At 57.7% G+C, this 25,623-nt stretch carries 28 protein-coding genes; 14 read left to right on the top strand and 14 right to left on the bottom strand.

Annotated features, from left to right (window positions below; translation table 11 throughout):
* Positions 1 to 86 precede the first annotated feature (86 nt).
* The gene (gene serA, locus F6Y09_RS15080) at positions 87 to 1,316 is read right to left on the bottom strand and encodes a phosphoglycerate dehydrogenase (protein WP_152207752.1); all 1,230 of its coding nucleotides are present in this window, start codon (positions 1,314 to 1,316) and stop codon (positions 87 to 89) included.
* 200 nt (positions 1,317 to 1,516) lie between these two features.
* Between serA and F6Y09_RS15075 the strand changes: the two genes are divergently transcribed.
* From F6Y09_RS15075 to F6Y09_RS15025, 11 genes are all read left to right on the top strand, one after another.
* Positions 1,517 to 2,908 carry an FAD-binding oxidoreductase gene (locus F6Y09_RS15075; RefSeq protein WP_152207751.1) on the top strand — a complete coding sequence of 464 codons (1,392 nt, stop codon included), beginning with the start codon at positions 1,517 to 1,519 and terminating at the stop codon, positions 2,906 to 2,908.
* A gap of 90 nt (positions 2,909 to 2,998) precedes the next feature.
* Positions 2,999 to 3,508: a DUF2244 domain-containing protein gene (locus F6Y09_RS15070; RefSeq protein WP_152207750.1), complete on the top strand. Its 510-nt coding sequence runs from the start codon at positions 2,999 to 3,001 to the stop codon at positions 3,506 to 3,508.
* 44 nt (positions 3,509 to 3,552) lie between these two features.
* The gene (locus F6Y09_RS15065; RefSeq protein WP_152207749.1) at positions 3,553 to 3,876 is read left to right on the top strand and encodes an antibiotic biosynthesis monooxygenase family protein; all 324 of its coding nucleotides are present in this window, start codon (positions 3,553 to 3,555) and stop codon (positions 3,874 to 3,876) included.
* 6 nt (positions 3,877 to 3,882) lie between these two features.
* Complete coding sequence (locus tag F6Y09_RS15060; RefSeq protein ID WP_179959431.1) at positions 3,883 to 4,467, top strand: CPBP family intramembrane glutamic endopeptidase; 585 nt, start codon at positions 3,883 to 3,885, stop codon at positions 4,465 to 4,467.
* Entirely contained in the window at positions 4,460 to 5,011 is a 552-nt protein-coding gene (gene thpR / locus F6Y09_RS15055) for an RNA 2',3'-cyclic phosphodiesterase (RefSeq protein ID WP_152207748.1), read from the top strand. Before F6Y09_RS15060 ends, thpR begins: the two co-directional genes overlap by 8 nt.
* Positions 5,012 to 5,132: 121 nt before the next feature.
* Positions 5,133 to 5,816 (top strand): SIR2 family NAD-dependent protein deacylase, encoded by a 684-nt coding sequence (locus tag F6Y09_RS15050; protein ID WP_152207747.1) that lies wholly within the window; start codon positions 5,133 to 5,135, stop codon positions 5,814 to 5,816.
* A 75-nt stretch (positions 5,817 to 5,891) separates the two neighbouring features.
* Complete coding sequence (locus tag F6Y09_RS15045) at positions 5,892 to 6,158, top strand: DksA/TraR family C4-type zinc finger protein (RefSeq protein WP_152207746.1); 267 nt, start codon at positions 5,892 to 5,894, stop codon at positions 6,156 to 6,158.
* 69 nt (positions 6,159 to 6,227) lie between these two features.
* Complete coding sequence (locus tag F6Y09_RS15040) at positions 6,228 to 6,974, top strand: SDR family oxidoreductase (protein WP_218944177.1); 747 nt, start codon at positions 6,228 to 6,230, stop codon at positions 6,972 to 6,974.
* Between the two features lie 143 nt (positions 6,975 to 7,117).
* Positions 7,118 to 7,318: a hypothetical protein gene (locus tag F6Y09_RS15035; protein ID WP_152207745.1), complete on the top strand. Its 201-nt coding sequence runs from the start codon at positions 7,118 to 7,120 to the stop codon at positions 7,316 to 7,318.
* Between the two features lie 31 nt (positions 7,319 to 7,349).
* Complete coding sequence (locus F6Y09_RS15030; protein WP_152207744.1) at positions 7,350 to 7,727, top strand: thiol-disulfide oxidoreductase DCC family protein; 378 nt, start codon at positions 7,350 to 7,352, stop codon at positions 7,725 to 7,727.
* A 251-nt stretch (positions 7,728 to 7,978) separates the two neighbouring features.
* The gene (locus F6Y09_RS15025) at positions 7,979 to 8,512 is read left to right on the top strand and encodes a hypothetical protein (RefSeq protein WP_152207743.1); all 534 of its coding nucleotides are present in this window, start codon (positions 7,979 to 7,981) and stop codon (positions 8,510 to 8,512) included.
* A gap of 90 nt (positions 8,513 to 8,602) precedes the next feature.
* On the opposite strand, the gene F6Y09_RS20600 is transcribed toward F6Y09_RS15025, so the two are convergent.
* Positions 8,603 to 9,076: a DUF6596 domain-containing protein gene (locus F6Y09_RS20600; RefSeq protein ID WP_246180563.1), complete on the bottom strand. Its 474-nt coding sequence runs from the start codon at positions 9,074 to 9,076 to the stop codon at positions 8,603 to 8,605.
* An 8-nt stretch (positions 9,077 to 9,084) separates the two neighbouring features.
* A complete protein-coding gene (locus F6Y09_RS20595; protein ID WP_246180549.1) occupies positions 9,085 to 9,462 on the bottom strand; it encodes a sigma factor in 378 nt (125 codons plus the stop codon).
* 220 nt (positions 9,463 to 9,682) lie between these two features.
* On the opposite strand from F6Y09_RS20595, the gene mscL reads away from it, so the two are divergent.
* A complete protein-coding gene (mscL, locus tag F6Y09_RS15015; RefSeq protein ID WP_152207742.1) occupies positions 9,683 to 10,090 on the top strand; it encodes a large-conductance mechanosensitive channel protein MscL in 408 nt (135 codons plus the stop codon).
* A gap of 81 nt (positions 10,091 to 10,171) precedes the next feature.
* Here the strand turns inward: mscL and F6Y09_RS15010 are convergent, their stop codons facing one another.
* From F6Y09_RS15010 to F6Y09_RS14990, 5 genes are all read right to left on the bottom strand, one after another.
* Entirely contained in the window at positions 10,172 to 11,485 is a 1,314-nt protein-coding gene (locus tag F6Y09_RS15010) for an ABC1 kinase family protein (RefSeq protein WP_152207741.1), read from the bottom strand.
* Positions 11,486 to 11,516: 31 nt separating this feature from the next.
* The gene (locus F6Y09_RS15005) at positions 11,517 to 12,182 is read right to left on the bottom strand and encodes a fumarylacetoacetate hydrolase family protein (protein ID WP_152207740.1); all 666 of its coding nucleotides are present in this window, start codon (positions 12,180 to 12,182) and stop codon (positions 11,517 to 11,519) included.
* 34 nt (positions 12,183 to 12,216) lie between these two features.
* Positions 12,217 to 12,759 carry an adenine phosphoribosyltransferase gene (locus tag F6Y09_RS15000; RefSeq protein WP_152207739.1) on the bottom strand — a complete coding sequence of 181 codons (543 nt, stop codon included), beginning with the start codon at positions 12,757 to 12,759 and terminating at the stop codon, positions 12,217 to 12,219.
* A gap of 28 nt (positions 12,760 to 12,787) precedes the next feature.
* Positions 12,788 to 14,086, bottom strand: a complete 1,299-nt coding sequence (locus F6Y09_RS14995) for an NCS2 family permease (protein ID WP_152207738.1) — start codon at positions 14,084 to 14,086, stop codon at positions 12,788 to 12,790.
* Positions 14,087 to 14,171: 85 nt separating this feature from the next.
* Complete coding sequence (locus F6Y09_RS14990) at positions 14,172 to 14,789, bottom strand: trimeric intracellular cation channel family protein (RefSeq protein WP_152207737.1); 618 nt, start codon at positions 14,787 to 14,789, stop codon at positions 14,172 to 14,174.
* 226 nt (positions 14,790 to 15,015) lie between these two features.
* On the opposite strand from F6Y09_RS14990, the gene F6Y09_RS14985 reads away from it, so the two are divergent.
* Together F6Y09_RS14985 and F6Y09_RS14980 are read left to right on the top strand one after the other, a co-directional pair.
* The gene (locus F6Y09_RS14985) at positions 15,016 to 15,591 is read left to right on the top strand and encodes a BLUF domain-containing protein (RefSeq protein ID WP_152207736.1); all 576 of its coding nucleotides are present in this window, start codon (positions 15,016 to 15,018) and stop codon (positions 15,589 to 15,591) included.
* Positions 15,592 to 15,753: 162 nt separating this feature from the next.
* Positions 15,754 to 16,734 (top strand): NADPH:quinone oxidoreductase family protein, encoded by a 981-nt coding sequence (locus F6Y09_RS14980; RefSeq protein WP_152207735.1) that lies wholly within the window; start codon positions 15,754 to 15,756, stop codon positions 16,732 to 16,734.
* A 58-nt stretch (positions 16,735 to 16,792) separates the two neighbouring features.
* Here F6Y09_RS14980 and F6Y09_RS14975 read toward each other — a convergent pair whose 3' ends face one another.
* The 6 genes from F6Y09_RS14975 to F6Y09_RS14950 form a co-directional block, all read right to left on the bottom strand.
* The gene (locus tag F6Y09_RS14975) at positions 16,793 to 18,748 is read right to left on the bottom strand and encodes an acetyl/propionyl/methylcrotonyl-CoA carboxylase subunit alpha (RefSeq protein ID WP_152207734.1); all 1,956 of its coding nucleotides are present in this window, start codon (positions 18,746 to 18,748) and stop codon (positions 16,793 to 16,795) included.
* Between the two features lies 1 nt (position 18,749).
* Positions 18,750 to 19,601: an enoyl-CoA hydratase/isomerase family protein gene (locus tag F6Y09_RS14970; protein WP_152207733.1), complete on the bottom strand. Its 852-nt coding sequence runs from the start codon at positions 19,599 to 19,601 to the stop codon at positions 18,750 to 18,752.
* A gap of 11 nt (positions 19,602 to 19,612) precedes the next feature.
* Positions 19,613 to 20,773 (bottom strand): acyl-CoA dehydrogenase family protein, encoded by a 1,161-nt coding sequence (locus tag F6Y09_RS14965; protein WP_152207732.1) that lies wholly within the window; start codon positions 20,771 to 20,773, stop codon positions 19,613 to 19,615.
* 496 nt (positions 20,774 to 21,269) lie between these two features.
* Positions 21,270 to 22,886, bottom strand: coding sequence for an acyl-CoA carboxylase subunit beta (locus F6Y09_RS14960; protein WP_152207731.1), 1,617 nt, complete (start codon positions 22,884 to 22,886; stop codon positions 21,270 to 21,272).
* 11 nt (positions 22,887 to 22,897) lie between these two features.
* Positions 22,898 to 23,764, bottom strand: coding sequence for an SDR family oxidoreductase (locus F6Y09_RS14955; RefSeq protein ID WP_152207730.1), 867 nt, complete (start codon positions 23,762 to 23,764; stop codon positions 22,898 to 22,900).
* Positions 23,761 to 25,587: an acyclic terpene utilization AtuA family protein gene (locus F6Y09_RS14950; RefSeq protein ID WP_152207729.1), complete on the bottom strand. Its 1,827-nt coding sequence runs from the start codon at positions 25,585 to 25,587 to the stop codon at positions 23,761 to 23,763. Before F6Y09_RS14950 ends, F6Y09_RS14955 begins: the two co-directional genes overlap by 4 nt.
* Positions 25,588 to 25,623: the final 36 nt, after the last annotated feature.

The raw sequence follows: 25,623 nt of genomic DNA, 5'->3' as shown, positions 1-25,623 counted from the left end.
GGTTAAACGAAAACGCCCGCCGGTTTTAAAACCGGCGGGCGTTTTTTTGTTTCAAATCAGCGGACTCTGTTCAGGCTGAACTTTATTCAGAACAGCACGCGGCAGCGAATCGTGCCCTTGACGGACTTGAGTTTCTCAAGGGCCAGTTCCCCGTAGGCCTTGTCCACATCCATCACCACGTAGCCAATGTCTTCCTTGGTTTGCAGGTACTGGCCGCAGATGTTGATGCCGTTCTCGGAAAACACAGTGTTGATCTCGGACATGACGCCGGGAATGTTCTCGTGAATGTGCAGCAGGCGGTGCTGACCAGGGTGCGATGGCAAAGCGACTTCCGGGAAGTTCACGGAAGACACCGAGGTGCCGTTATCGCTGTACATGGCCAGCTTCTCGGCGACCTCACGACCAATATTCTCCTGGGCTTCGATCGTGGAACCACCCACATGGGGGGTCAGGATAACGTTATCGAATTCACGCAGCGGTGAGACGAATTCCTCGTTATTGGATTTCGGCTCGACCGGGAACACGTCAATGGCAGCGCCCAGCAACTTGGCGCTTCCGAGGTTCTCTGCCAGCGCGTCAATGTCCACCACCGTACCTCGGGAAGCGTTCATCAGAATGCTGCCCGGCTTCATCTGGGCGAACTGCTCCGGGCCGAACATGTAGCGGGTCGCCGGGGTCTCTGGTACGTGCAGACTCACCACATCAGCAATATTCAGCAGCTCCTGCAACGTGCCTACCTGAGTGGCGTTACCAATCGAGAGTTTGGACACCACATCGTAGAAATAGACGTCCATGCCCAGGCCCTCGGCCAGCACGCTGAACTGGGTGCCGATGTTGCCATAGCCGACGATGCCGAGTTTTTTGCCCCGGATCTCGTAACTGTCCTTGGCGGACTTCAGCCACGTACCCCGGTGAGCCTTGGCATTTTTCTCCGGCACGCCGCGCAGCAGCAAAATAGCCTGGGCCAGCACCAGTTCAGCCACGCTGCGGGTGTTGGAGAAGGGCGCGTTAAAAACCGCAATACCACGACGGGTGGCAGCCTGAAGATCAACCTGGTTGGTGCCAATGCAGAAGCAACCCACAGCAACCAACTTCTGGGCAGCCTCAAAGACTGCCTTGCTAAGGTGGGTTCTCGAACGAATACCGACGAAGTGGGCGTCCGAGATTTTCTCGATCAGCTCTTCTTCCGACAGGGAGTGGGTCAGATACTCGATGTTGCTATAGCCGGCTGCGTTCAGCGTATCAATAGCAGATTGATGCACACCTTCCAGCAGCAGGATCCGGATTTTGCTCTTTTCGAGAGACTTCGTTGACATGGGCTTGCTTCCAGACCTTTCGTCGCGTCGTAGGGATAATGAGATGACCCGTGAGATTCGCACCATGCCAAAGGCAGAGCCCGGCTCACAGAACGGGGCCGGTATGATAACATAAACGTACCTTTTGACAGTGCGTCGGATCACCTGGATCACGTCAGGTTCATGATCCTGCGCCCATTCCCTTCAGAGACCGGATACCCATGACTGCCGAACAGATCATTGCCACACTCAAGACCCTGGTGGACGATGGCAAAGTCCTGACTGATGCCACCGACCTGGACACCTATGGCAAGGACTGGACCAAAATTTATCCGCCCAGACCCGTGGCCATCGTGTTTCCGAAATCCACCGCGCAGGTGCAGGCGCTGGTAAAGTTTGCCAACGAACATCAGGTTGCGCTGGTGCCCTCCGGCGGACGCACGGGCCTGAGTGCCGGTGCCGTCGCGGCCAATGGTGAAGTGGTGGTGGCGTTTGACTACATGAATCAGATTCTTGAGTTCAGTGCCAGTGATCGCTCAGTGACTTGCCAGGCTGGTGTGGTTACCGAGCAGCTGCAGAAGTTTGCTGAAGAGAAGGATCTCTATTACCCGGTAGATTTCGCCTCGGCAGGCTCCAGCCAGTTGGGCGGTAACCTGTCCACCAATGCCGGAGGCATCAAGGTGATTCGTTACGGCATGAGCCGGGACTGGGTGGCTGGTCTCAAGGTTGTCACGGGTAAGGGCGATATCCTGGAGCTTAACCGGGGCCTGGCCAAGAACAATACCGGCTATGATTTGCGCCACCTGTTTATCGGCGCCGAGGGCACGCTGGGTTTCATCACCGAAGCCACCATGAAGTTATGCCGCAAACCGGATGATCTTACCGTGCTGGTGCTGGGTTTGAACGACCTCACCAACACCATGGATGTGCTGCAGACATTCCAGAAGCAGATTGATCTCACCGCCTATGAGTTCTTTTCCCATCAGGCCATGCAACATGTGCTGGCCCATGGCCAGGTGCAGGCGCCGTTTGATACCGAGGCGCCTTATTACGCACTGCTGGAGTTCGAAGCCGTGTCCGAACAGGTGATGGAAGACGCCATGGGGCTGTTTGAGCAGTGCATGGAGAGCGGCTGGGTACTGGATGGCGTAATCAGCCAGAGCGAGACCCAGGCCAGAAATTTGTGGCAGCTTCGTGAACGCATATCGGAGTCCATTGCTCCGCGCACGCCCTACAAAAACGATCTGTCTGTGGTGGTATCAAAAGTCCCCGGCTTCCTGCAGGAAATCGACGCCGTAGTGACTGAGCACTATCCGGATTTCGAGATCATCTGGTTCGGTCACATTGGTGACGGCAACCTGCATCTGAACATTCTCAAGCCGGATGATCTGGCAAAGGAAGACTTCTTCGAGAAGTGCAAGCAAGTGAATACCTGGGTGTTCGACATCGTCAAACGCTACCAGGGCAGCGTTTCGGCGGAACACGGCGTCGGTATGACAAAGAAGGACTACTTGCACTATACCCGCAGCGAGCAGGAGATTGCTTACATGCGGGCTATCAAGCAAGTGTTTGATCCTAACGGTGTGATCAACCCCGGCAAGATCTTCGACTGAATGTAGATACAGAACCAGCTCTGGCGCGTAAATTGAACAAGCGTCCGGGTGGCTTTTACCCGGTGCAGGCATCTTGTAAGGGTGGTTGCCATGGTTGAACAGTTACAATGTGACAACGGCCTCCGGCTATTACTTACGCCCAACCGCTCGCTCAGTTGGCGGGCAAACATCCGGATATGGCTGGCACTGTGCGCGGTCTCATTGCTGATCGTCATTGGCATGCTCTGGCTCGGAGCCTGGGTGGTGCTGCCCTTTGCCGGGCTGGAACTTACGGCGCTGGGTGCGGCTCTGTACTACACGGCCCGGAAATGTCAGCAGCAGGAAGTGCTCTTGATATCCGCTGATACCCTGCATCTTGAAAAAGGCCGCTACCGCAAAGAATTCGAGTGGGACATGCCGAAGCGCTATACCCGGGTTTTTATTGATTCGCCCAAGCATCCCTGGGTGCCGCTGAAACTGACGTTGAGCCATCGCGATACGGAAGTGGACCTTGCAAACTTTCTGAACATTGACGACTCGGCAAAACTGGTTGGCCTTCTGGAAGGCCAAGGGCTAACAGTTCAGCGACGGCGAGAACCCTATACGGGCTTATGGTTCTGACGGACACTGGATACGAAGCAGCCAAATCAACGGAGGGTGAATTGATGAAATACATCTTTGAGGTTCGCATCCGGGATGGACACACCGCCGAGGAATACGCCGACGCCTGGGTGCGTGCCAGTGAGATCATCCAGCAGGCACCGGGTGCGCAAGGCACCGAACTGCACCGCAAGATCGACGACCCAAAAGTGTTGATCGCCATTGCCAGTTGGGACAGCAAGGCAGAACGGGACGCGATGGAAGGGCAACACAATCCGGAGGTCGCCCGCATTATCCGCAGTGCCGCACCGTTCTGCGATATTACGCCCCTGGGTGAATTCGAAGACCCTGAGTGGGTAGTCATGCCTCCCGGCAAGCGGGATCGCTAAGGGGTCATGGCTGGGAAGCGCTCGCAGATGTCGCCCTATACGGCGCTGATGTTTCAGGGCAGCATCGGAGTGGTGGGGCTGGTGGCGATCTTTGTGTTTGGAATTCCTGTCGATATCGACGGAGTGAGCCCGGGAGTAGCTGTTTTCGGAGGTATCGCCGGCAGTGTAGCGACCTACGCACTAATCATGATGCTGAGCTGGCTGCCGGGCTTGCTCCGGGATTCACTGGAAACCCAGATGGTGCAATTGCACCGGTTTGCGTGTGATTATTCCTGGCCGGCTCTGATTGCCTTGTCGGCATTCGCCGGGGTAGGCGAGGAGTTGCTTTTCAGGGGCGCGATCCAGGGCTGGTTGGCCCAGCACGTCCACGATGCGGTCGCGGTAGTGGCAGCTTCGGTGCTGTTCGGGCTGGTGCACTATCTCTCTTTTACCTACTTTGTATTGGCGACCGGACTGGGCCTGGTGCTGGGAACAGCCTATGCACTAACCGACAGTCTGGTCCTGGTGATGGTCTGGCATGGCGTGTACGACATGATTGCACTGTATTGCCTGCGCCGGTTTCCGCAGTTCTTCGGGGTGCGGGTTGGATAAGCCAGTCACGCTTCGCCTGTTCTTCGGACTGGAACTTCCGGAGTCCGTCAGACAACGGTTGTTGTCGGTTCAGCGACCGATCGTCGGTGCGCGCTGGCAGAGTGCGGATCAGCTGCACCTGACAGTGGCGTTCCTGGGCAGTGTGGAAGCGCAACTGCTTCCAGACGTTCGAGAGGCAGCCCGGAATTTGCCGGTTAAACCGTTTAATCTTACGGTCAGCGGGATCGGTTGTTTTGGCGATCCGGATCACCCGAAGAACCTCTGGGCCGATGTGCAGCCCGTGGAAGAACTGACTGAGTTGCATGACGTGCTCAATCAAAGGCTGGCCGCGTGTGGACTCGGGCAAGAAAAGCGTACTTTTCGGCCTCACATCACCCTGTCCCGTTTCAGGAAGGAGTCGGGTTCTGTTCGGGAACTATTGCGGGAACCTCGGGAGGCCCATGCCGGTACTTTTTTGGTGGACCGCATCACGCTTTTCCAGAGCATCCAGGGTTCACGGGGATCGACATACAGAGCTCTGGCTCACTTTCCTCATTCAATGTAATGCGATAGATTCAGACTGATGCCTGTTTGCAGTGCAGTTGGGCGCGATTCGATCATAGCCCTGGTGGCTCCTCCAGTGGCTCAGCAGCCGGGCATTGGCTTATTTGGGGGTAACCACGGCTATGAAAAAACACATCGTAGTTCTCACTGGCGCTGGCATCAGCGCCGAAAGTGGCCTCTCCACCTTTCGTGACAACGACGGTCTGTGGGAACAACACAGCGTGTACGACGTTGCTACACCCGAGGCCTTCGCCCGCAACCCCGAGCTCGTCTTGCGGTTCTACAACGAGCGCCGTCGACAGCTTCAGGGCGTCGAGCCCAATGCAGCTCACCGGGCACTGGCAGAGCTGGAAAGCGCCCACCGCGTTACCATCATCACCCAGAATGTAGACGACCTGCATGAACGCGCAGGCTCCAGGGAGGTCATTCATCTCCATGGCGAGCTTACCAAAGCGCGCAGCTCCAAAGAGGACGGTCACATCTATGACATCGGTTACGGAGCAATTGAACTGGGCCAGCACTGCGAATCCGGCACCCAGCTTCGTCCCCATGTGGTCTGGTTTGGCGAAGAAGTACCGATGATCGAAGTTGCCGCTGCAATAGTGCCGACCGCAGACTTTCTGCTGATTGTCGGCACCTCCCTGCAGGTCTATCCCGCCGCCGGGCTGGTCGATCTGGTAGGCTTTGACTTACCGGTCACCGTAATTGACCCGGGTGAGCCGGCCAGCGTATCCCGAGCCCGGGTGATTCGTAAGGGGGCTTGTGAGGGTGTTGCAGAGTGGATGGCGACTTTACACTTACGTTGACCAGCTATTGACAGGACCGTGTGCAGAACAAACAGAGGTATTGAGCAGCACCTAAACAACAGAGAGGTGAGCGTTATGGCCAGCGGCTGGGCGAAAGAAGGCGCGGTACAAGAACAGATTGATAGCACCGTGGAGGATGCACTGAAACGGGCGCGGGATCAACTGCCGGTGGGGGTGAGTCTGACCCATTGTGAAGAGTGCGATGCGGCTATTCCCGAAGCGCGGCGCGAAGCATTACCGGGCGTGCGATTGTGTGTTGCTTGCCAGAGCGAACTCGACAAACAGCAATCGGTGTCCGGTGGTTACAACCGGCGGGGCAGCAAGGATAGCCAGTTGCGTTAAGGTCTGTTCGACAGTTGGTGTCTCTCAAAGTATATCAACAAGCCTGTCATCGACGACTCTGGAGGATGAATGATTTCAAACATTCTACTGGTGACCGGCGGTAGTCGCGGCATTGGTGCGGCGACTGCCCGGCTTGCCGCTACCCGGGGCTACTCCGTATGCCTGAGTTACCTGAACAACCGGGAGGCCGCAGAGTCGGTAGTCAGGGATATCGAAGCTAAGGGAGGAGGCGCGTGGGCAATTCAGGCGGATGTTGCGGACCAGGCGTCGGTGGTCCAATTGTTCGAGGCTGTTGACGCCCGCGGTCAGTTAGCCGCTCTGGTGAACAATGCGGGCATTCTCGAGCGCCAGATGCGAGTGGATGAAATGGACGCCGCCCGATTGCAGCGCGTACTGGCCACCAATGTGATTGGCAGCTTTACCTGTGCCCGGGAAGCGGTTCGACGCATGTCTACGCTTCATGGCGGCAAAGGTGGAGCCATTGTGAATCTGTCCTCCATGGCTGCGCGGTTGGGCGCTCCGGGTGAGTATGTGGATTACGCGGCTGCCAAGGGCGCCATTGATGCTTTCACGATCGGGTTGGCCAAGGAGGTCGCCAGCGAAGGTATTCGCGTCAACGCGGTACGGCCCGGCGTTATCCATACCGATATCCACGCCAGTGGTGGCGAGCCGGGTCGAATCGAACGGGTCAAGGGAAGCGTACCTTTGCAACGGGGCGGGCAGCCGGAAGAGGTGGCGGAAGCTATTCTGTGGCTGCTTTCGGGTGCCGCGTCCTACACTACCGGTGCCCTGCTGGATGTTTCCGGCGGCCGGTGAGGGGGCTGTAGCGATTACGGTTTTTTTGAGGACAGTCAAATACCGATGAAGTTTAGCTTGATGGCTGGTTGAATTTCGACCAATCGGACAGTTGCGATGCTATCTTTGAAATAAGAGGTTCACTAATCAAGGAGCATTATCCGATGAATAAAACCATCAACGGAAAATACGACAGTGATGAGCAGGCTCGAAATACCGAAGAGGATCTGATTGCGACCGGCATCCCTCGCGATAATGTCTATCGGGATAAGCCAAATCAGGTCATCAAGGTGAGTGTGCCGGCTGAAACCGAACGGGAAATTCAGGAGATATTCACTCGGCACGGTATTCATTTCGATCGCTGAGAAACCTCCGGACAGGGTACAGGGTCTCACCATGGGCAACAGGCAGGAAGGGCTCCGGGTTTTCTATGATGGCGCCTGTCCGAGTTGCGTCAAGGACCGCAGAATGTATGAGCGGCTGGCGGGCAGGACCGGGAAAACCGTTGAATGGGTCGACATCACTGGCCGTGACGACGAGCTCAGGCAGTTAGGCATCGAGCCCCGGGATGCTTTAAAGGAGCTTCACGTCGAGGATGCCGGTGGCAAGATTCACCGGGAGCTTGATGCCTATATTCTGCTGATGTCCAGGGTGTGGCTGCTCAAACCCTTGGCCTGGCTGATCAGCTTGCCGGTGGTTCGTCCGGCATTGGCAAAACTTTATCACCGAATGGTCAGTAAACGGCTGGAGCAGAGTGGACGTATGCCTCGATAGCCCGGGGCGAGCCATCCTGTATTTTCATTAATTATTCATAACACGGCATTAAAACAAAGCCGCCAACCCTTGTCTGCCAACGTAACCCATCCATCGTTTCAGATCCCGCAGCAACATTCGCTGTCGGAAAGCAGTGCCTGCTGGATCGGTTACGGGAACGTCATTGGGAATCCAATCTCCGGTTTTGTAGGCTGGTCAGATAAGGAGAGTAAAACCGCAGTACTCCTCCAATATGAATAGGAGGCTTTATTATGAAAAATGCTGCGAGATTGAAGGGAGAAGTGGTTGATCACAAGATTGCTGCCATCTTTGCATCGAGCACCGAAGCCGAGAATACTGCGTTGGCACTGCGAAAAGAAACCAGTTTGGCTTCAGAGCAGATCATCGTGATCAGCCCGGATGATCCCGAATCAGGGCGGGCACTCGAGCCGGAGAGCCAGGGAATCTGGCGTACATTGGTACGCTCCCATGTGGGCCTGGGCATTGCGGGCGCGGTGGTCGGTTTTGTTCTTTTTCTGGTGCTTTACTCTGCGGATGTTGCCTTTATAACGCTGAATCTGGTGGTTTCTGTCATTGTGCTCACCGTTTTCGGTGCTGTGGGCGGGCTTTTACTGGCAGGTATGGTAACGCTGCGGCCAGACCACACACCTTATCTGGTATTGGCCCAGTCGGCGTTGCGCAAGGGCAAATATGTTCTGACAGTTCACGCGTCCTCGGCAGAGCAACTGGATGAGGCCAAGAAAATCTTGAGAAATCGGGGTGTGCGTTCAGTAAGCAGTTTTTGATACCAGGCCGCAGGTCGTTTAAACCTGCGCTTCATGCGGCCATGGCTATCGGTTGTTATTCCGCCAGAATCCCTTCAGATCCTCCGTAAATCAATCTTTGGGGGGTAACTCCCGCACCGGTCTGACTTCAATGCCGGCTTTAATCTGGGTCTGGTCCCACAGGGTGCGATCCTGTTCTTCGAGTGTGATGAGATCACCGTTGGCATCCTGTCGGGCTTGCGGCAGGGAATCATGCCGCAGCATTAATGCCAGTACGCCGTAGATCTCAGCATCTGGAACCATGTCGGCGAGTGATCGGGCAAGGCGAACAGCCTCACGGGTCAGGCTGACGTTCACCACCGCCTCACCGTCACTGGCGGAATAGCCTTCGTTGAACATCAGGTAGATGACTTTGAGAACACTCTGCAGGCGCCCGGGCAACTCCTTGGGTTCCGGCACTTCATAGGGAATACCGGCGTCCCGGCTCTTGCGTTTGGCCCGGACGATGCGCTGGGCAACGGTGGACGGTTTCTGCAGCAGAGCGCTGGCCCCCTGTTCTGTGGTAAGGCCGCACATTTCCCGCAGTGTCAGCGCTAGCTGGGCTTCCGGTGCGAGGCTGGGGTGGCAGCAGGTGAAAATAAGCCGAAGCTGGTCTTCGTCGATGCTGTTTGCGTCGGTAGGCTGGGTCTCGCCCTCTTCGGGTGGCAGTTGCTGTAGATGCTTGCGGGCCGTCTGCTTCTTGCGGAGCTGGTCGATGCCTCTCCGTTGGCCGGTTTGATCAGCCAGGCCGCCGGGTTATCAGGTATGCCCTCTACCGGCCACTGCTGCACGGCAGCGGCAAAGGCGTCCTGCAGGGCCTGTTCTGCCAGATCAAAGCTGCCGAGTAGCCGAATCAGGGTAGCCAGGACACGGCGGGATTGCTGTTGATAGATGTTATCAATATTGCGGCGGATTACGGTGTCTGGGTCCATGGTCCCTGCCAGTATCAAATCGCGGTATGACCTGTTCCGCTAGCATGTCGGTATTGGTATATCGCAATACGTCAGGAATTGTCTACCCCGGGCGGATTAAGCCTGCCTGATGAAATAGATTATGTATTCCCTTGTCTTGGACTAGACTTTACCTGCGCTCAGTTGAGCGGCCCCCGGAGCCCGCCGGGGTGGGGTCCTGATGACAACGGAGTGACGTCCCATGGGTATGATGAGTGAGTTCAAGGAATTTGCCGTCAGAGGCAATGTGGTTGATTTGGCCGTCGGTATTATCATTGGTGTAGCGTTCGGCAAAATAGTGTCTTCTTTTGTGGCGGATGTCCTGATGCCGCCCATCGGTTTACTGATTGGTGGGGTGGACTTCAGCAATCTGTCGATAACGTTACAAGCCGCGACGGAGGGAGCAGAGGCCGTAGCGGTGCGATATGGCGTCTTTCTGCAGGCTGTGTTCGATTTTGTGATCATTGCCTTTGCCGTGTTTGTCGTCGTGCGGATGCTCAATAAACTGAAGCGCAAAGAAGTGGAAGCGCCGGCGGCATCGGTTGCGCCTACGGTTGAGGAAAAATTGCTGGAGGAGATTCGGGATCTGCTCAAGCAGAAAACTCTCTGAGCGGTAATAACTGGCGCCAGCGCCTGAATCATCAGCATCATCCGGGCCGTGCAGTGCGTACCCGGATGGTGCTTCGCCCGACTACTCTGCGCCTGGCATCAGATAGGTCTCCAGTTCTTCCCTGAAGGCTGCTTGTACGCCCAACCGCTTCATCATCCAGTAGTGGCCTGCGATCATGCGGTCAATGAAGATACTTTCCACCGGTGGCTTGAAGTAATCCAGGTACTTGAACACCGTGGTGGTTTTGGCAGCGACATGTTTGTGGATGTCGGATTCTGCGAAATCGTAGGGGGTATCGCTGTTGAAGGGTTTGACCAGTATGTCCCGCCACATGGCGTAATAGGCTTCATCGACAGCGGGCTGGGATTCCACCCGAGCGCCCAGATCAATCAAGTGCTGGTCAAGCGCCGCGTAGTCTTCTGCCAACGCTGAGGTCAGGGCTTTTCGGTAGGCTTCAACGATCTCCGGTTTGAGTTTTTTCACGCAACCGAAGTCGTACAGGATAATGGTGCCGTCGGGGCGGTAGGCAAAGTTGCCAGCGTGGGGATCGCCGTGGATGCACTGAAACCGGAACAGCTGGTCTGCCATCATGGTGAAAATGCGGTGACCGATCAGGTTGATGGTGTCCTGGCTGTATTTTTCGGGTGTGATGGCACTGATATGGTCGCCTTCGAGCAATTCCATGGTCAGTACCCGCCGCGCGGAGTGGCTGCTGATCACCCGGGGAATACGAATCCACTCGTCATTCTTGTGGAACTCCCGGAACGCGTCCAGGTTGCGGGCTTCGTTTTCGTAATCCAGCTCTTCCTTCAGCCGCACGCGAATCTCGGCAAACAGCTGGTCTACGTGGTCCTTCGGCATTTTCAGCAAGCCGCCCAGCCGCAGGGCCATGCGCAGTTGTTTGAGGTCGGAGTCACAGGAGTCATCAACGCCCGGGTATTGCACTTTAACAATGACATCCTCGCCATCGTGCATTCTTGCCCTGTGGACCTGCCCGATGGACGCGGCTGCGTAAGGCGCTTCCTGCAGGTATTCGAACAACTCCCCAAGGGGCTTGCCCAGTTCTGCTTCCACCTGGCCGACGATGACATCAAAGGGCATTGGCGGCGCTTCTTTCTGAAGCTTCTGCAGCGCGTCTGAAAATTCCCGGGGCAGGAAATCCTGGGTTTGCGAGGCGATCTGCCCGACCTTCATCACGGCACCCTTGAGTTCCCCCAGGGTATCGACGAGCTGGCCCGCCATCCGGGAATAGTGTTCACTGCGGGCGGCTTCGTCCTGTTCCTGGCCGAACATACGCCGTGCCCGCTGGCCTGCGTATTGGCTGGCCACGGAGGCTGTCATGCCTGCAAGTTTGAAGAATCGCCCGCTACGGGATGTGACCGGTTTTTTTGCCATAATGTTTGTACGTTTATGAGTCAGGAAGCTATCACAACACTTCTGTTCCGATAAACAGGACGTCCTCAAGCTGAAACTGCAGTTTCTGTCCGGAAACCAGCGGTCCGACGCCAGCCGGTGTGCCGGTCAGCACAACATCTCCCGGCAGCAGTGTAAAGGTCTGACTGATATGGGCAAGCAGCGGGAGAACAGGGGTCAGCATGTCTGAGGTGTCACCGGTCTGCTGGCGGCTGCCATCAATGTCGAGGCTAAAACCCAGACGGCTGGCCTGCTTCAGGTGTTCGGCGGACACAAAGGGTGACAGCGGGCAAGCACCGTCAAATCCCTTGGCGCGCTCCCAGGGTTCGCCGTTTTTTTTGAGCTGGTTTTGCAGGTCGCGGAGCGTCAGGTCCAGGGCCAGGCCGAAACCCAGGATGGCCCGGCTTGCTTCATCTTCCGTGGCGTTAGTCAGGGGGGTGCCTATCAACACGGCCAGTTCGGTCTCGAAATGCACCGTGCCCTGGCCCTGGGGCAGTGCCAGCGGCCGCGTAAGATGCACGGCAGCGGTTGCCGGCTTGATAAACAATAGGGGCATGGCAGGAATCGGATTGTTCAGTTCTTTGGCATGCTCGGCATAATTGCGGCCCACACAAACGATCTTGCCGAGGGGCAAGTGGATGGCTGTGCCGTCTTTCCAGTGATGTTCGTAAGCCGCCATAAACCATCCTCTCATTGTGTTAACAGGTATCGGGTTAATCGCCCTCGAATGAGCACACAGTATAAACCTTGAGATTTTCCGCGCGCAGTTTTTCTGAACCGCCAAGATCTGGCAGGTCGATCATTGCCGACACTTCGAAGATTTCCGCACCGATCCTGCGGATGAGACGCGAGGCCGCGAGCATAGTACCGCCAGTGGCAATAAGATCGTCAACCAGCACCACCTTGTCACCGGGTTTGAACGCATCCTTGTGAAGCTCTACGGACGCCGTGCCATATTCCAGCTCATAGTCTTCCACCAGAGTATCAAAGGGCAGTTTGCCTTTTTTGCGGATCAGCACCAGGCTGGCGTTGAGCTCGTAAGCCAGCGCCGAGCCGATGATAAAGCCCCGGGCATCGACGGCGGCCACGGCATCAATCTGGTGGCCGTGATAGCGGTGCACAAACGCGTCAATCAGCTTGCGAAACGCCGTGCGGTCCTGCAACACCGTTGTAATATCACGAAACTGCACACCAGGCTTGGGCCAGTCGGGCACGGTCCGGATGGCATTTTTGATGGTCTCTGCAAAATAATCCATAGGTCTTCCAGTCTTTTAACCGGGCGGTCTAGGCGACGTCCAGGAAAATGAATTTGAGAATGAAGATCAAGGCAATCAGCACCACGCTGACATTGAGCTGAGACCAGCGCCCGCTGAGGGCTTTCAAAAGAGCATAGGTTATAAAGCCCAGGGCAATACCGTTTGCGATCGAGAACGTGAGCGGCATCATCAGAGCGGTAACCACGGCGGGAGCGGCATCGGTGACGTCATCCCAGTCAATCAGCTTCAACCCACTGGTCATCAGCACGGCCACATACAGCAGGGCCGGGGCCGTTGCATAGGGCGGGATAATGCTGGCGATCGGGGACAGCAGCAGGCACGCCAGAAACAGTAGCGCAACGACAACGGCGGTCAGACCGGTGCGACCGCCTGCGGAAATTCCCGCCGTGGATTCGATATAGCTGGTGGTCGTAGAAGTACCCAATGCAGCGCCTGACATGGTGGCCACCGAATCCGACATCAGGGCCCGGCCAAGGCGGGGCAGTTTGCCGTCTTTATCCAGCAGTCCGCCACGCTGGGCGGCGCCGATCAGGGTGCCGGAAGTGTCAAACAGATCCACGAACAGGAAGGCAAAGATCACGCTGATCATACCGATATTAAAAGCCCCGGCGATATCAAGCTGCATAAAAGTCGGGGCAAGGCTCGGAGGTGCCGAGAAAAATCCTTTGTATTCAATCAGGCCCAATGCCAGTGCGGCGAGGGTAACGGCAATAATGCCGATCATTACCGCTCCGGTAACACGTTTGAACGACAGCCCACAGATCAGCAGGAAACCGCCAAAGAACAGCAGGGCCTGGGGCGTTTTGACGTCTCCCAGCCCCACCAGCGTGGCCGGATGGTCGACCACGATACCGGCATTCTTGAAAGCAATCAGTGCCAGAAAGAAACCGATCCCTGCGGAAATACCGAACCGGAGCGACAGCGGAATGCTGTTGATTATCCATTCCCGTACCTTGAACAGGCTTAGCAAAAAGAACAGTAAACCGGAGAGGAAAACCGCGCCGAGCGCGACCTGCCAGCTATACCCCATGCTGCCCACGACAGTAAATGAGAAAAACGCGTTCAGGCCCATGCCCGGGGCAAGCGCAATCGGATAGTTAGCCCAAAGTCCCATGATCAACGTACCGATGACCGCCGCCAGACAGGTGGCAACGAAGACCGCGCCGAAATCCATGCCGGTCGCCGACAGAATGCTGGGGTTGACCACCACGATGTAAGCCATGGTGAGGAAGGTCGTAAACCCGGCCACCACTTCCTTGCGTACCGTGGTCTCGTGGGCTTCCAGTTTAAAAAGTCGTTCAAGCATGACGGGGTCTGCCTTGTGAAAAAACCGCAATGGTACTGGCTGCTGTCAGTCAGGCCAAGTTATCAAACGTTGTTCAGGGACACTTTCACGAATGGTGTGGATCCCGTTGCAGGCGGATGTCGAACCGCACCGCCAACAGGCGAATCACCACAATGAATAACAAACCGATGCCAAGGGCGAGGGTTTCACTATCCAGCAACCACTGACACAGGAAATACAACCAGCACCCGGCAAACGAAATGGAGGCGTAAACCTGGTCCTTACGGAAGATGAAGGGTACTTCGTTACAGAGGGTATCCCGCAGAGCGCCACCAAAGGTGCCGGTCATAACGCCGAGCAGGGACGCAATAAACCAGGAGTGGCCCAGATCCAGCGCAAGTTGTGCTCCCAGGATACTGAATACACCCAGTCCGATGGCATCCGGCAGCACAATACGGGATTCGCGAATTCGGCCCATAGGATGCCAGTAGCTGAAGATGATGGCCAGCACCAGGATAAAAATGGGTTGCTCCTGATGTCGGATCCAGTACAGCGGATGGTTGTCCATCATCAGATCACGCAGGGTGCCGCCGCCCAGAGCCGTCACGAAACCGATGGTGAACACCCCCACCGGGTCCATATTCTGCCGCCGCGCTGCGATCATGCCGGAGATGGCAAAGGCAATGACGCCGATCATTTCAAGGCTATAGATGATGTCGAACACGGTTTCTCTGTTACTCAGTGGGATGAGCCGGGGTCAGCCGGGAGCAGCGTCGCAGGATAGCCGAATTGACAGGCTGATTCATCCACTGCGGTGGGGCGGGTTGTTGTTTTTCGGTAACCGGAAAGCAAACTGTTGTGTAGCGCCAGATATGTATTGATCCACTCTTATCAATAGTCTGTATTAATGGTTACAAAAATCAACTGTCCAACGTTACGGAGATTATCTCATGTCATTGATTCGTCTTGCTTACGCCAGTACAGCGACCTTCAAAGCTATGCCGCTTGAGCAGGGTATCGAGCCAAACGTTTCCCGAATTCTGCTCTCGTCACGCCGGAACAACCCGAAAAAGGGTCTGGTTGGTGGCCTCTATTATGGCGACGGCCACTTCTTCCAGTATCTGGAAGGCGATGAGTCAGCTGTTCACGAGCTTTATGACCGGATCAAGCGGGATGACCGGCACAAAGACGTCAAGACCCTTATTGAGGAGCCCTTAAAGACCCGTACGTTTTCTAACTGGTCAATGAAGTATGTGCCAGTAGCCGGGGACGTGGGCCGCTTTCTCAGGGATAACAAGCTGTCAAAATTTGACCCTTACCAGTTCGACAGCATCCTTTGCGAGCAAATGATTGAACTCGTGCGCGCTTCGAGCCACGACGACAAACTGGTCAACTACGGCACCAGAGAGTCACGGGCCCATCGCACCAACCCGGATATCGTGTCCAAGGGCATTCGCAATGGCCTGATTGCGGCGGCTGTGGTGTTAGTTGCCGCTGTGATGGTCGGAGGCATCGTCCTGTTCTAGGGTCGGTTTTTCAGGAGTTCAGCCTTGGGGTGAGCTATTCGCCGGACTTATCATAAACCATTACAGCTGTTTATTTGATTCATGGCGTGTCCGGAGTTAGGTTAAGTGTCAGCGGTCGTTACCGGTCCGGTGTAGCGCAACCTCAACCTTTGGAGTGACACCATGCGAGCAATTCTTTGCAAGGAATATGGCCCGGCGGATACGCTGGTTATCGAAGACACCAAAAGCCCCGAGGCCAAGGGTAGCGGCGTCAAGGTCCGGGTGCGTGCTGCTGGCCTGAACTTCCCCGACACCCTCATTATTGAGGGTAAATACCAGATCAAACCGACTATGCCGTTTTCCCCCGGGGGCGAAATGTCCGGGGAAGTGCTGGCCATAGGCGAGAAGGTGACTCGTTTCAAGGCCGGCGACCGGGTGATGGGACTGACCGGCTATGGCGCTTTCGCAGAAGAAGTGGTGGTGGCAGAAGCCAACCTTTTGCCGGTGCCCGAAGGCATGAGTGATGAAGAAGCCGCTGCCTTTACCATGGTTTATGGCACCTCCTACCACGCACTCAAGCAACGGGCGAATATCCAGCCGGGCGAGACCTTGCTGGTGCTGGGCGCCAGTGGTGGTGTCGGTCTGGCCACGGTCGAGCTGGGTAAAGCCATGGGAGCCCACGTCATTGCAGCCGCCAGCAGCGCTGACAAACTGGCGGTGGCAACGCAGGCCGGTGCCGATGAGGTGATCAATTACACGGATGAACCACTTAAAGACACCATCAAGAAACTGACCAATAATCGTGGCGTTGACGTCGTGTATGATCCGGTGGGCGGAGAGTTTACCGAGCAGGCTTTACGAGGTATGGCCTGGAACGGTCGCCATCTGATCGTCGGTTTTGCGGCGGGTGACATCCCGAAAATCCCCGCCAACCTGACCCTGCTCAAAGGTTGTTCCGTCGTGGGTGTCTTCTGGGGCGCGTTTACCCAGAAAGAACCTGAAACCAGCGCCCAGAATATGATGGATCTGTTCAAGCTCTACTCGGCGGGCAAAATCAAGCCCCGGATCAGTGAAGTGTTCGCCTTTGAAGATTACGCCCGTGCCCTGAACGCACTGAGCGAGCGCCGGGCCAAGGGCAAGATTGTGCTGAAAGTGGCGGACTAGTGCCTCGTCTGGCTAATTCGTTAAGCTACCCCGTGACGCTGAAGTGCGCTTCAATTACCTACGCCTTCGCTTCAAGCCCCACCAGTTCCACCAGTAACTGGTGTCGGCGAACCTGATCCCCCCGGGCGGCAAGTACGGTGCCGACCTGTCCATCCCGGTCAGCTTTGACCGGGTGTTCCATTTTCATGGCTTCCAGGATGACCAGCGTGTCGCCCCGCCTGACCTCATCTCCTGCTGTAACCAGCACGTCGACAATGCCACCGTCCATGCTCGCCAGCAGCCGGCCAGAGCTGGTTTTATTCGATGCGGCTGGCGGCTGGTGTGAGAGGTCAGTGATGCAAAGCGAGCGCCCGAGTGCCTGCAAATACAGCTGATTCCCCCGACGCTGATACTGGCAAACCTGCCGGACATCGTTGGCGACGAAGTCCATCTGGGTCTCAGTCAGGCACTGGATCTCAAGCGAACGGGAATCCTCGCCTCGAAGGATTTCGACACGGTGGCCGCGCCGGTTCACACTGACCGAGCAGGTGGTGCCATCAATATCGAACGATAAAGGCACCGCCGAAGAAGTACTGTTGCTCCAGTGCGCGGCAGAATTACCACCCGCACTCAGGATGGCCCCGGCCAGAGCGATCTCCGTCATGGTAGCCTCGGCTGGCGCCAGGCTGGTGTCGGCGGCAAAGGCCTGGTCCAGGAAGGCGGTAGTGGCAGCACCTGCCCCAAAGGTCTGATCGGCAATAATCCGGCTGAGGAAATACCGGTTGGTGGTGACGCCGAAGATGACGGTGTCCTCCAGCGCCCGAAGCAGTCGCCGGCGGGCTTCGTTGCGGTTTTGCCCGTAGGCAATCACTTTGGCCAGCATAGGGTCATAATAGGGCGTTATGGTATCGCCACTGCGAACGCCGGTGTCGATCCGGATGCCGTCGGAGATGGCGGGTACAAACCGATGGAGTGTACCGGTTTGTGGGGTAAACCCGTTGGTTGGGTCTTCCGCGTAGAGCCGCACTTCAATGGCATGACCGGTCAGCTGGATATCGTCCTGGCTCAAAGGCAGAGGTTCGCCCTCCGCCACCGCCAGTTGCCAGGCCACCAGATCCTGTCCGGTGACCAGCTCGGTTACCGGATGTTCCACCTGCAGGCGCGTGTTCATTTCAAGAAAATAGAAATTGCGGTCCTGGTCTACGAGGAATTCAACGGTGCCCGCACCCTCGTATCTACAGGCCAGGGCTGCCTTCACTGCCGCCTCCCCCATGGCCTGTCGCAGCTCCGGGGTCATGAACGGGGAGGGTGCCTCTTCCACCACTTTCTGGTGACGGCGTTGAATAGAGCAATCCCGCTCGCCCAGATAAACCGCGTTGCCGTGTTGGTCGGCGAAGACCTGGATTTCGATATGGCGGGGTTCGATCATCGCCTTTTCAAGAATCAGCTCATCATCGCCAAACGCGTTCCGGGCTTCGGATCGCGCCCGCAGGATTTCGCCCTGCAGGTGTTTTTGGTCATGCACCAGTCGCATGCCACGGCCACCGCCACCGGCGGAGGCTTTGATCATCAACGGATAACCAATATCGCCGGCCGCGGCCCTCAGCTCTTCATCACTGGCGTTGTCGCCTTCAAAGCCGGGAACGCAGGGCACGCCAGCCTGTAGCATGGCAATCTTGGAGCGCCGTTTGCTGCCCATCAGTTCAATGGCGGCCTCCGGCGGCCCGATAAACACCAGGCCGGCTTTTTTGCAGGCAACCGCAAAGTGAGCGTTCTCTGACAGGAAACCGTAGCCCGGGTGGATGGCATCGGCTCCGGTTTTGCGAGCGGCTTCCAGAACCGCCTCCACACTCAGGTAAGACGCTGATGCCGGGGCCGGGCCAATCGCCACCGCTTCATCTGCCAGCTCCACATGCAGTGCGTTGGCATCGGCGGCCGAGTGGACCGCCACCGTGCGATACCCCAGCTGGCGGGCCGTGCGAATGATCCGGACAGCAATCTCACCGCGGTTGGCAATCAGGAGTTTGGTCAGCATGTCAGTGTCCTCTGGCGGGGTCGGCCGCTTCCGGGTGGTCAGTCTCTGCCCAGACAGGTGGCCGTTTCTGCATAAAGGCCAGGGTGCCTTCTGCGCCTTCATCACTGCGGATAGCGTGGGCAAACTGTTTGGCTGCATCATCCAGCAGGCCGCCCATGGGTTCGTGTCCGACTCTGTGAAGCAGTGCTTTGGTAGCTGCGGTGGCATTGGGGGCGCAACGACGGATCTGGTCGAGCGCGGTCTGTAATGCCTCGGTCAGGCTTTCGTCGCTGTTGCAGAACTGGTGCACCAGCCCCAGCTGGCAGGCTTCGGCACCGTCCAAACGTAAGCCCAGCAACGCCAGTCGGCGGGTCTGGGTCAGACCGATGCGCTCCACCACAAAAGGCGCTATCTGGGCAGGTATCACCCCCAGGCTGGTTTCCGGCAAACCAAAACGGGCGGTCGGGCCGGCGAATGCAAGGTCAGACACACAGGCGAGGCCGAAACCGCCCCCCATCACTGCACCTTCCAGAACGGCAATAACCACTTTGGAGGACTGGTTGACCTGCTGAATCATCTCGCCAAAGGCCCTGTTGAGCCGGTAGAACGGATCGGGTTCGCCAGCGTCGGCTGGCTGATTGCGCGCACCCGCCATGTCCTTGATATCGCCACCGGCACAAAAATGCCCGCCGGTGCCCCGCAGTACCACCGCACGAATGCCCGGGTCCTGTTCGATCTCGCTGAACACTGTCGACAGCTCTGCCACCATAGCCAGACTCATGGCGTTGCGGGCCTCGGGCCGGCTCAGGGTGACGTGGAGCACGTGGCTGTGTTGCTCAAGAGCCAGAGTGTCGCTTTGGGGAAAGTCGGTCATCGTGGCCTCGCTCAGTCTTTGCGCTTGCTGGGCAGAGTGCCCATAAGCTTGCAGATGATGCCCAGCATGATTTCATCGGCGCCGCCGCCAATGGACACCAGCCGTACATCCCGGAACGCCCGTGACAGCGGATTTTCCCACATATAACCCATGCCACCCCAGTACTGCAGGCAGCTGTCGGTGACTTCCCGTCCCAGGCGCCCGGCCTTGAGTTTGGCCATGGAGGCCAGCTTGGTGACATCCTTGCCCTGGACGTGGAGTTCGCAGGCCTGATAAGTCAGGGCGCGCAGGGCTTCGACTTCGGTCTGCAGCTCGGCGAGGCGGAAGTGAATCACCTGGTTGTTGATCAAGGGCGTTCCGAAGGTTTTGCGCTTGCGACAGTATTCGATGGTCTTTTCAATGCACACCTCCAATGCCTTGATGACATTGGCAGCGCCCCAGAGTCGCTCTTCCTGGAACTGCACCATCTGCATCATGAAGCCTGTGCCTTCTGCGCCAATGCGGTTGCGCTGGGGCACCCGCACATCATCGAAGAACACCTGGGCGGTTTCGGAGGAGCGCATGCCGAGTTTGTTCAGGTGTTTGGACAAGCTGATGCCCGGGGTATCCATAGGCAGGATAATCAGGGATTTATTGGAGTGGGGCTTACCGTCGGAAGTGTTGGCCAGCAGGCAGATGAAGTCGGCTTTCGGAGAGTTGGTGATCCACATCTTCGAGCCGTTAATAATGTAATCGTCGCCATCTTTCCTGGCGCTGGTGGTCAACCCGGCCACATCGGAACCGGCTCCCACTTCACTGACCCCGATACAGCCGATCATGTCGCCACTGATGGCGGGCGCCAGGAATTCCCGCTTGAGCTGCTCCGAGCCGAAGCGGGCGATAGCCGGTGTACACATATCGGTCTGCACCCCGATCGCCAGCGGCACCCCCCCACACTGGGCAGTGCCGAACTCTTCAGCCGCCACCAGGTTGTAGCTGTAATCCAGCCCCATGCCCCCGTACTCCTCGGGTTTCTGGATACCAAGGATCCCGAGATTGCCAAGCTTCTTGAAAATATCCCGAATCGGAAACTCCCCGGCGTCCTCCCATTCGTCGCAATAGGGGTTAATTTCTTTCTCAACAAAATCGCGAACGGTCTTTCTCAGGGCTTCGTGTTCTTCGGTAAAAATCATTCTTGTTACTCCTGATAAAAGGGATACCTGCTCTTTATAATTATCTGCATAACCTGGCCGCATGAGTCGCCCCTGACACCTGCCGCTTGCCGTTGGTGCAATTGTAGGAGCGACTTCAGTCGCGAAAATCTCTATGCCGCCTTGTTCGCGGGTGCTTATATCGAGCCCCGGTGGCAGCTATGGGGTACGGCTTTAAGAGACACGCCACGCAAGTACATCCCTGTAGGGCTCGGGTGTGGCCATCCATGGCCATACACGGTCTCTTAAAGCCGCACCCCACATCTGCCAATGTCTGAGAGTTCTAATTTGCCTCAATAACGATGCTTGGTTTTGCTTTAACAAGCGCTAACTCGTGGTCCATCGGAGCCGGGGCGGGAGGTCTTTCTAAAACCGTAGAGCGCCATGGATGGCGCGACCGAGCCCTACATGGATGTACTCGCGCGGCGTGTTTTAGAAAGGCCTCCCGGCCCAGCTCACACTCCCCAATATCAGCCCCCTAAAACCGAGCCACCCCAAAAGAATTTGGCCTCAACACACGAATCTCGGACTCCCGGCAAACCGACAACACCAGCGCCAGCACCTGCCGAGTATCCCGGGGGTCAATCAGTCCGTCGTCCCACAACCGGGCGGTACCGAATAAGGCGGTAGAGCCTTCCTCCAGCTTCTTGGCCGTTGCCTGCTCCAGAAAATCCAGCGTCTTGGGGTCCGGCTCCATGCCGCTGCGCCGCTGCTTGTCCTCGGCAACAATCCGCATCACCTTGCCGGCCTGGGCCGGACCCATAACGGCTGTGCGGCTGTTCGGCCAGGCGAAAATGAAGCGGGGGTCGAGGCCGCGGCCGCACATGGCGTAGTTACCGGCGCCGTAGGAGCCACCGATGACGATCGCGATTTTTGGCACCCGGCAATTGGCGACCGCCTGCAGCATCTTGGAGCCGTGCTTGATGATGCCGTTCTGCTCCGAGTGCGTGCCGACCATGAACCCGGTGGTATTGTGGAGAAAAAGTAGCGGCGTTCCCGCCTGGTCGCAGAGTTGTATGAACTGGGCCGCTTTGGTGGCCCCGGCCGTAGTGATGGGGCCGTTGTTGCCGATGATGCCGACGGCGTGACCCTCGATGCGGATGGTGCCGCAGACGGTCTGGCCGTCGTAGCCGGACTTGAAATCCATAAAGCCGGAGCCATCGGCAATGCGGGCCAGTATTTCCCGCACGTCATAGGGCTTTTTCGGGTCTGACGGGACCACCCCCAGCAGTTCTTCCGCATCGTAAACTGGTGGCTGCCATTGCGGCTCCCGCAGTGGCGGTAACTGTTCGTTCCAGGGTAGGGCGTCGAGAATATTGCGGGCATGACGGATGCCGTCGCTGTCGTCCTCTGCCAGATATTCAGCGGTACCTGCGATGTCACTGTGCATCTGGGCGCCACCCAGTTCTTCATCGGTGGCGACTTCGCCGGTGGCGGCCTTGAGCAGGGGTGGGCCGGCCAGGAACATCTTGGCTTTCTCCCGGATCACCACGACATAATCGGACAGACCGGGCTGATAGGCGCCGCCGGCGGTGGCGTTGCCGTGTACTACGGTAATCTGAGGGATGCCCGCCGCTGACATGCGGGCCTGGTTGGCAAAGCCACGGGCACCGAGCACAAAAATATCGGTAGCGTAGTTCAGGTTGGCGCCGCCACTTTCTGACAGCGACACTAACGGTAGTTTGTTTTCCCGGGCAATGGCCTGCAGCCGCAAGGTTTTGTCCAGCCCCGCCGGAGTAATGGTGCCGCCCTTAATGGCGCTGTTGCTGGCCACGACCATGCAGCGAATGCCACTGACATAGCCGATGCCCGCAATGATTCCGCCACCGGCCATGCTGCCGTCTTTGTCGTCATGCATCCGGTAGCCGGCCAGAGAGCAGAGTTCCAGAAACGGCGAACCCCGGTCGAGCAAATGGTTCAGGCGTTCCCTGGGCAGCAGTTTGCCTTTCTGGGTGAACTTTTCCCGGGCGGCTTCGGCCAGGTCGAGCACCTTTTTTTCCACCTCGCGAAAGGTATTGATGTGAGCCTGCATGGCGTCGACATTGGCCAGGAATTCATCTGATCGGGGGTTAAATGTGCTCTCAAGTGGCTGCATGGAAGAGTTCCTTAATCATCGCCGAGAACTTTCGGGGTCCTGCTGCGGTGGAAACCGTTAAAGGGCTGGTTGTTCTTGGCCGCAGGGAGCGGCCACACCCGTCCGCCCTGGGAGGCGCCGCCATCAATTCGCAAGGTGTCCCCGCTGATGAACGCGGCGCCGGGGCTGAGCAGAAAACAGATTGCCGCACTGACCTCGGCTTCGGTGCCCAGACGCTTGACGGGAACCGCGTCCTTGAGGCTGCGAATCCACTGCTTCATGGATTCCGGATAGCTGTCCATACCGCTGGAGGCAATCCAGCCCGGAGCAACCGCGTTGACCCGAACCCCGCAGGCACCCCATTCCACTGCAGCCGTCTGGGTGAAGTTCACCATGCCGGCGCGGGCCGCTCCCGAGTGGCCCATGCCAGGCATCCCGCCCCACATGTCGGCAACAATATTGACGATGGCACCGCCGGTTTTGGAAAGCGCCTGGTTGTAGGCTTCTCTTGCCATCAGGAACCCGCCGGTAAGATTGGTGCGCACCACGGTTTCCCAGCCTTTCTGGTTGATTGAGGCCAGCGGCCCTGGAAACTGGCCCCCGGCGTTGTTGACCAGCCCGTTGAGGCCGCCGTGTTCGGCGATAATGGCCTGGACGGTTGCCTTGACGGCTTCTTCTTCGCGAATATCGCAGGGGTGGGCAGAGGCGATGCCGCCATCTTCCAGAATTTCCGCTTTTACCGTTTCCAGCTTGTCGGCCTTGCGTCCCACCAGGGCGATCCTTGCGCCCAGCGCTGCCAGTTCGTGGGCGGTGCAGCGGCCGATGCCGGAACCGCCGCCGGTGACGATGATAGTCTGGCCTTTGAACAGGTCCGGTCGAAGGATCGATTGATAGCTCATAACTGGGTTCCTGTGCTCAGTATTGCCTGTGCGATGGGCACCGGCATTTCGAGAAGTTGTTGGGCGAAGGCTTTGCCCTGGGGATCAATGCGCAGGCTGGCAACGCCACCTCCCCCGAGGCTGTGTTCCAGCAAAAAGTTGAAGGCGCCAAGGCCGGGCAGTTTCCAGCGGGTTACCCGGCCGGTTTCCGGGTTCAGGGTATGTTTCATCCAATCTGCCACGGCGGCCTCGGTGAGGGCGGCTTCGATAAACGGGAGGTATTCGGGCCTGCGTGCGATGACGCCGATGTTGCTGTCATCGCCCTTGTCGCCACTGCGGGCCCAGGCAAGCTCAATCAGGGGTACCCGGGTGTTGGTCACGGGTAAATCCGCAGCAGCGTGCGGGTCTTTCGCTCCAGGTCTTACAGGCGGCGGTGTGGCCGGGGTTTCGGGCAGTGCAATATTACGTTCTTCGTTCGCACAGCTGATTTTGATTTGCGCCTCGGCTTTCGGAACCAGGCAGGAATACAGCCTGATCTTCGGCCATACCGTGGGTCGACCACCGACGATGCCGGTGATGCCCGGCGCCATCGCGGTGGCGGCCTGGGCAATCTCTCGGGAGAACAATACCAGGGCTTTTTTGTTGGGGTGGGCGACGCTGATCTTGACCACCACCTCCCGGCATTGACCGGCCCGGGCGTGCTCGCCATAGGTCGCTTCGGTGCCCAGTAGCTCAATACTGGTCTCGGAGTAGGGCTCAAGGCCCCGGTCCAGGAACAGTGCAGAAGTCTTGTCCAGGATGGCACCAGCGACCCGGTTGGCCTTCGCTTTGGCGTCCATACCCGCCAAAAGAAAAGTTACCGTACATTTGTAGCCGTCGGGCCAGGTGCCGGAGGCTTTGTAGGTATCGGTGGGCGCCGTACCCCGGGCTCCGGAGACCGCGACCCGGTCAGTGCCGGTCTGATTCAGGGTGACCCGGGTAAAATCACAGGTGACGTCCGGAAGCAGGTAAGCGCCCGGGTCACCGATTTCATAGACCAACTGTTCTGCGACGGTGCCAAAGCTGACCTGACCGCCAGTCTGTGGCGGCTTGGTAATGATGAAGTCGCCATTGGCCCCGACTTCCACGATGGGGAAGCCCATATCCGCGTAGCCGTCGGCGATGTCCTGCCAGTCGGTAAAGTTGCCGCCCGTAGCCTGGGCGCCGCATTCCACCAGGTGACCCGCCAGGCTGCCCTGGGCGAGTTTGTCGTAATCGTCCCAGCGCCAGCCGAATTCGTGGATCAGCGGCGCCAGCACCAGAGCGCTGTCTGCCACCCGGCCGGTAATAACGATGTCGGCACCTTCTGCCAGAGCGGCTACCAGCCCGGGCGCTCCCAGGTAGGCATTCAGGCTTACCATCATGCCGGGCATGGGTGCGCCAGTGCTCATCTCGGTGACCCCAGCGGCGGCCAGAGGTTTCTTCCGGGGCAACAAGTCATCCCCCAGCACCAGGGCAATCTTCAGGTCTAGCCCGGCTTCATCGCACAGCGCCTGAAGCGCATCGCGGCACGCTACCGGATTAACACCGCCGGCATTGCTGAGCACCTTGATGCCTTGCTTCTTGAATTCGCCCAGGAGCGGTCCCATCACGGTCTGAACAAAATCCCGGGCGTAGCCTGCCGACGGGTCTTTCATTCGTTGGCCAGCCATGATCGACATGGTAATTTCTGCCAGGTAATCCGACACCAGGTAGTCGAGCTGGCCTTTGCTGACGAGCTGCTGGGCGGCAGTTTCGGTGTCGCCCCAGAAGGCCGATGAGCAGCCGATGCGAATGGTTTTGCCTGGTGTGCCGGGAGCGGGCATGGGGGTTCCTTGTGCGGTTCCGGGACTGTTGAATCG

The organism is Marinobacter changyiensis (assembly GCF_009193265.1).
GTDB lineage: Bacteria > Pseudomonadota > Gammaproteobacteria > Pseudomonadales > Oleiphilaceae > Marinobacter > Marinobacter changyiensis.
This window is presented reverse-complemented; position numbering and strand designations above follow the sequence as displayed.

Excerpts from the sequence above, each read along its gene's own strand:
- serA (WP_152207752.1), bottom strand. The coding sequence starts at position 1,316 with ATGTCAACGAAGTCTCTCGAAAAGAGCAAAATCCGGATCCTGCTGCTG.
- F6Y09_RS15075 (WP_152207751.1), top strand. The coding sequence starts at position 1,517 with ATGACTGCCGAACAGATCATTGCCACACTCAAGACCCTGGTGGACGAT.
- F6Y09_RS15070 (WP_152207750.1), top strand. The coding sequence starts at position 2,999 with ATGGTTGAACAGTTACAATGTGACAACGGCCTCCGGCTATTACTTACG.
- F6Y09_RS15065 (WP_152207749.1), top strand. The coding sequence starts at position 3,553 with ATGAAATACATCTTTGAGGTTCGCATCCGGGATGGACACACCGCCGAG.
- F6Y09_RS15060 (WP_179959431.1), top strand. The coding sequence starts at position 3,883 with ATGGCTGGGAAGCGCTCGCAGATGTCGCCCTATACGGCGCTGATGTTT.
- F6Y09_RS15050 (WP_152207747.1), top strand. The coding sequence starts at position 5,133 with ATGAAAAAACACATCGTAGTTCTCACTGGCGCTGGCATCAGCGCCGAA.
- F6Y09_RS15045 (WP_152207746.1), top strand. The coding sequence starts at position 5,892 with ATGGCCAGCGGCTGGGCGAAAGAAGGCGCGGTACAAGAACAGATTGAT.
- F6Y09_RS15040 (WP_218944177.1), top strand. The coding sequence starts at position 6,228 with ATGATTTCAAACATTCTACTGGTGACCGGCGGTAGTCGCGGCATTGGT.
- F6Y09_RS15035 (WP_152207745.1), top strand. The coding sequence starts at position 7,118 with ATGAATAAAACCATCAACGGAAAATACGACAGTGATGAGCAGGCTCGA.
- F6Y09_RS15030 (WP_152207744.1), top strand. The coding sequence starts at position 7,350 with ATGGGCAACAGGCAGGAAGGGCTCCGGGTTTTCTATGATGGCGCCTGT.
- F6Y09_RS15025 (WP_152207743.1), top strand. The coding sequence starts at position 7,979 with ATGAAAAATGCTGCGAGATTGAAGGGAGAAGTGGTTGATCACAAGATT.
- F6Y09_RS20595 (WP_246180549.1), bottom strand. The coding sequence starts at position 9,462 with ATGGACCCAGACACCGTAATCCGCCGCAATATTGATAACATCTATCAA.
- mscL (WP_152207742.1), top strand. The coding sequence starts at position 9,683 with ATGGGTATGATGAGTGAGTTCAAGGAATTTGCCGTCAGAGGCAATGTG.
- F6Y09_RS15010 (WP_152207741.1), bottom strand. The coding sequence starts at position 11,485 with ATGGCAAAAAAACCGGTCACATCCCGTAGCGGGCGATTCTTCAAACTT.
- F6Y09_RS15005 (WP_152207740.1), bottom strand. The coding sequence starts at position 12,182 with ATGGCGGCTTACGAACATCACTGGAAAGACGGCACAGCCATCCACTTG.
- F6Y09_RS15000 (WP_152207739.1), bottom strand. The coding sequence starts at position 12,759 with ATGGATTATTTTGCAGAGACCATCAAAAATGCCATCCGGACCGTGCCC.
- F6Y09_RS14995 (WP_152207738.1), bottom strand. The coding sequence starts at position 14,086 with ATGCTTGAACGACTTTTTAAACTGGAAGCCCACGAGACCACGGTACGC.
- F6Y09_RS14985 (WP_152207736.1), top strand. The coding sequence starts at position 15,016 with ATGTCATTGATTCGTCTTGCTTACGCCAGTACAGCGACCTTCAAAGCT.
- F6Y09_RS14980 (WP_152207735.1), top strand. The coding sequence starts at position 15,754 with ATGCGAGCAATTCTTTGCAAGGAATATGGCCCGGCGGATACGCTGGTT.
- F6Y09_RS14975 (WP_152207734.1), bottom strand. The coding sequence starts at position 18,748 with ATGCTGACCAAACTCCTGATTGCCAACCGCGGTGAGATTGCTGTCCGG.
- F6Y09_RS14970 (WP_152207733.1), bottom strand. The coding sequence starts at position 19,601 with ATGACCGACTTTCCCCAAAGCGACACTCTGGCTCTTGAGCAACACAGC.
- F6Y09_RS14965 (WP_152207732.1), bottom strand. The coding sequence starts at position 20,773 with ATGATTTTTACCGAAGAACACGAAGCCCTGAGAAAGACCGTTCGCGAT.
- F6Y09_RS14960 (WP_152207731.1), bottom strand. The coding sequence starts at position 22,886 with ATGCAGCCACTTGAGAGCACATTTAACCCCCGATCAGATGAATTCCTG.
- F6Y09_RS14955 (WP_152207730.1), bottom strand. The coding sequence starts at position 23,764 with ATGAGCTATCAATCGATCCTTCGACCGGACCTGTTCAAAGGCCAGACT.
- F6Y09_RS14950 (WP_152207729.1), bottom strand. The coding sequence starts at position 25,587 with ATGCCCGCTCCCGGCACACCAGGCAAAACCATTCGCATCGGCTGCTCA.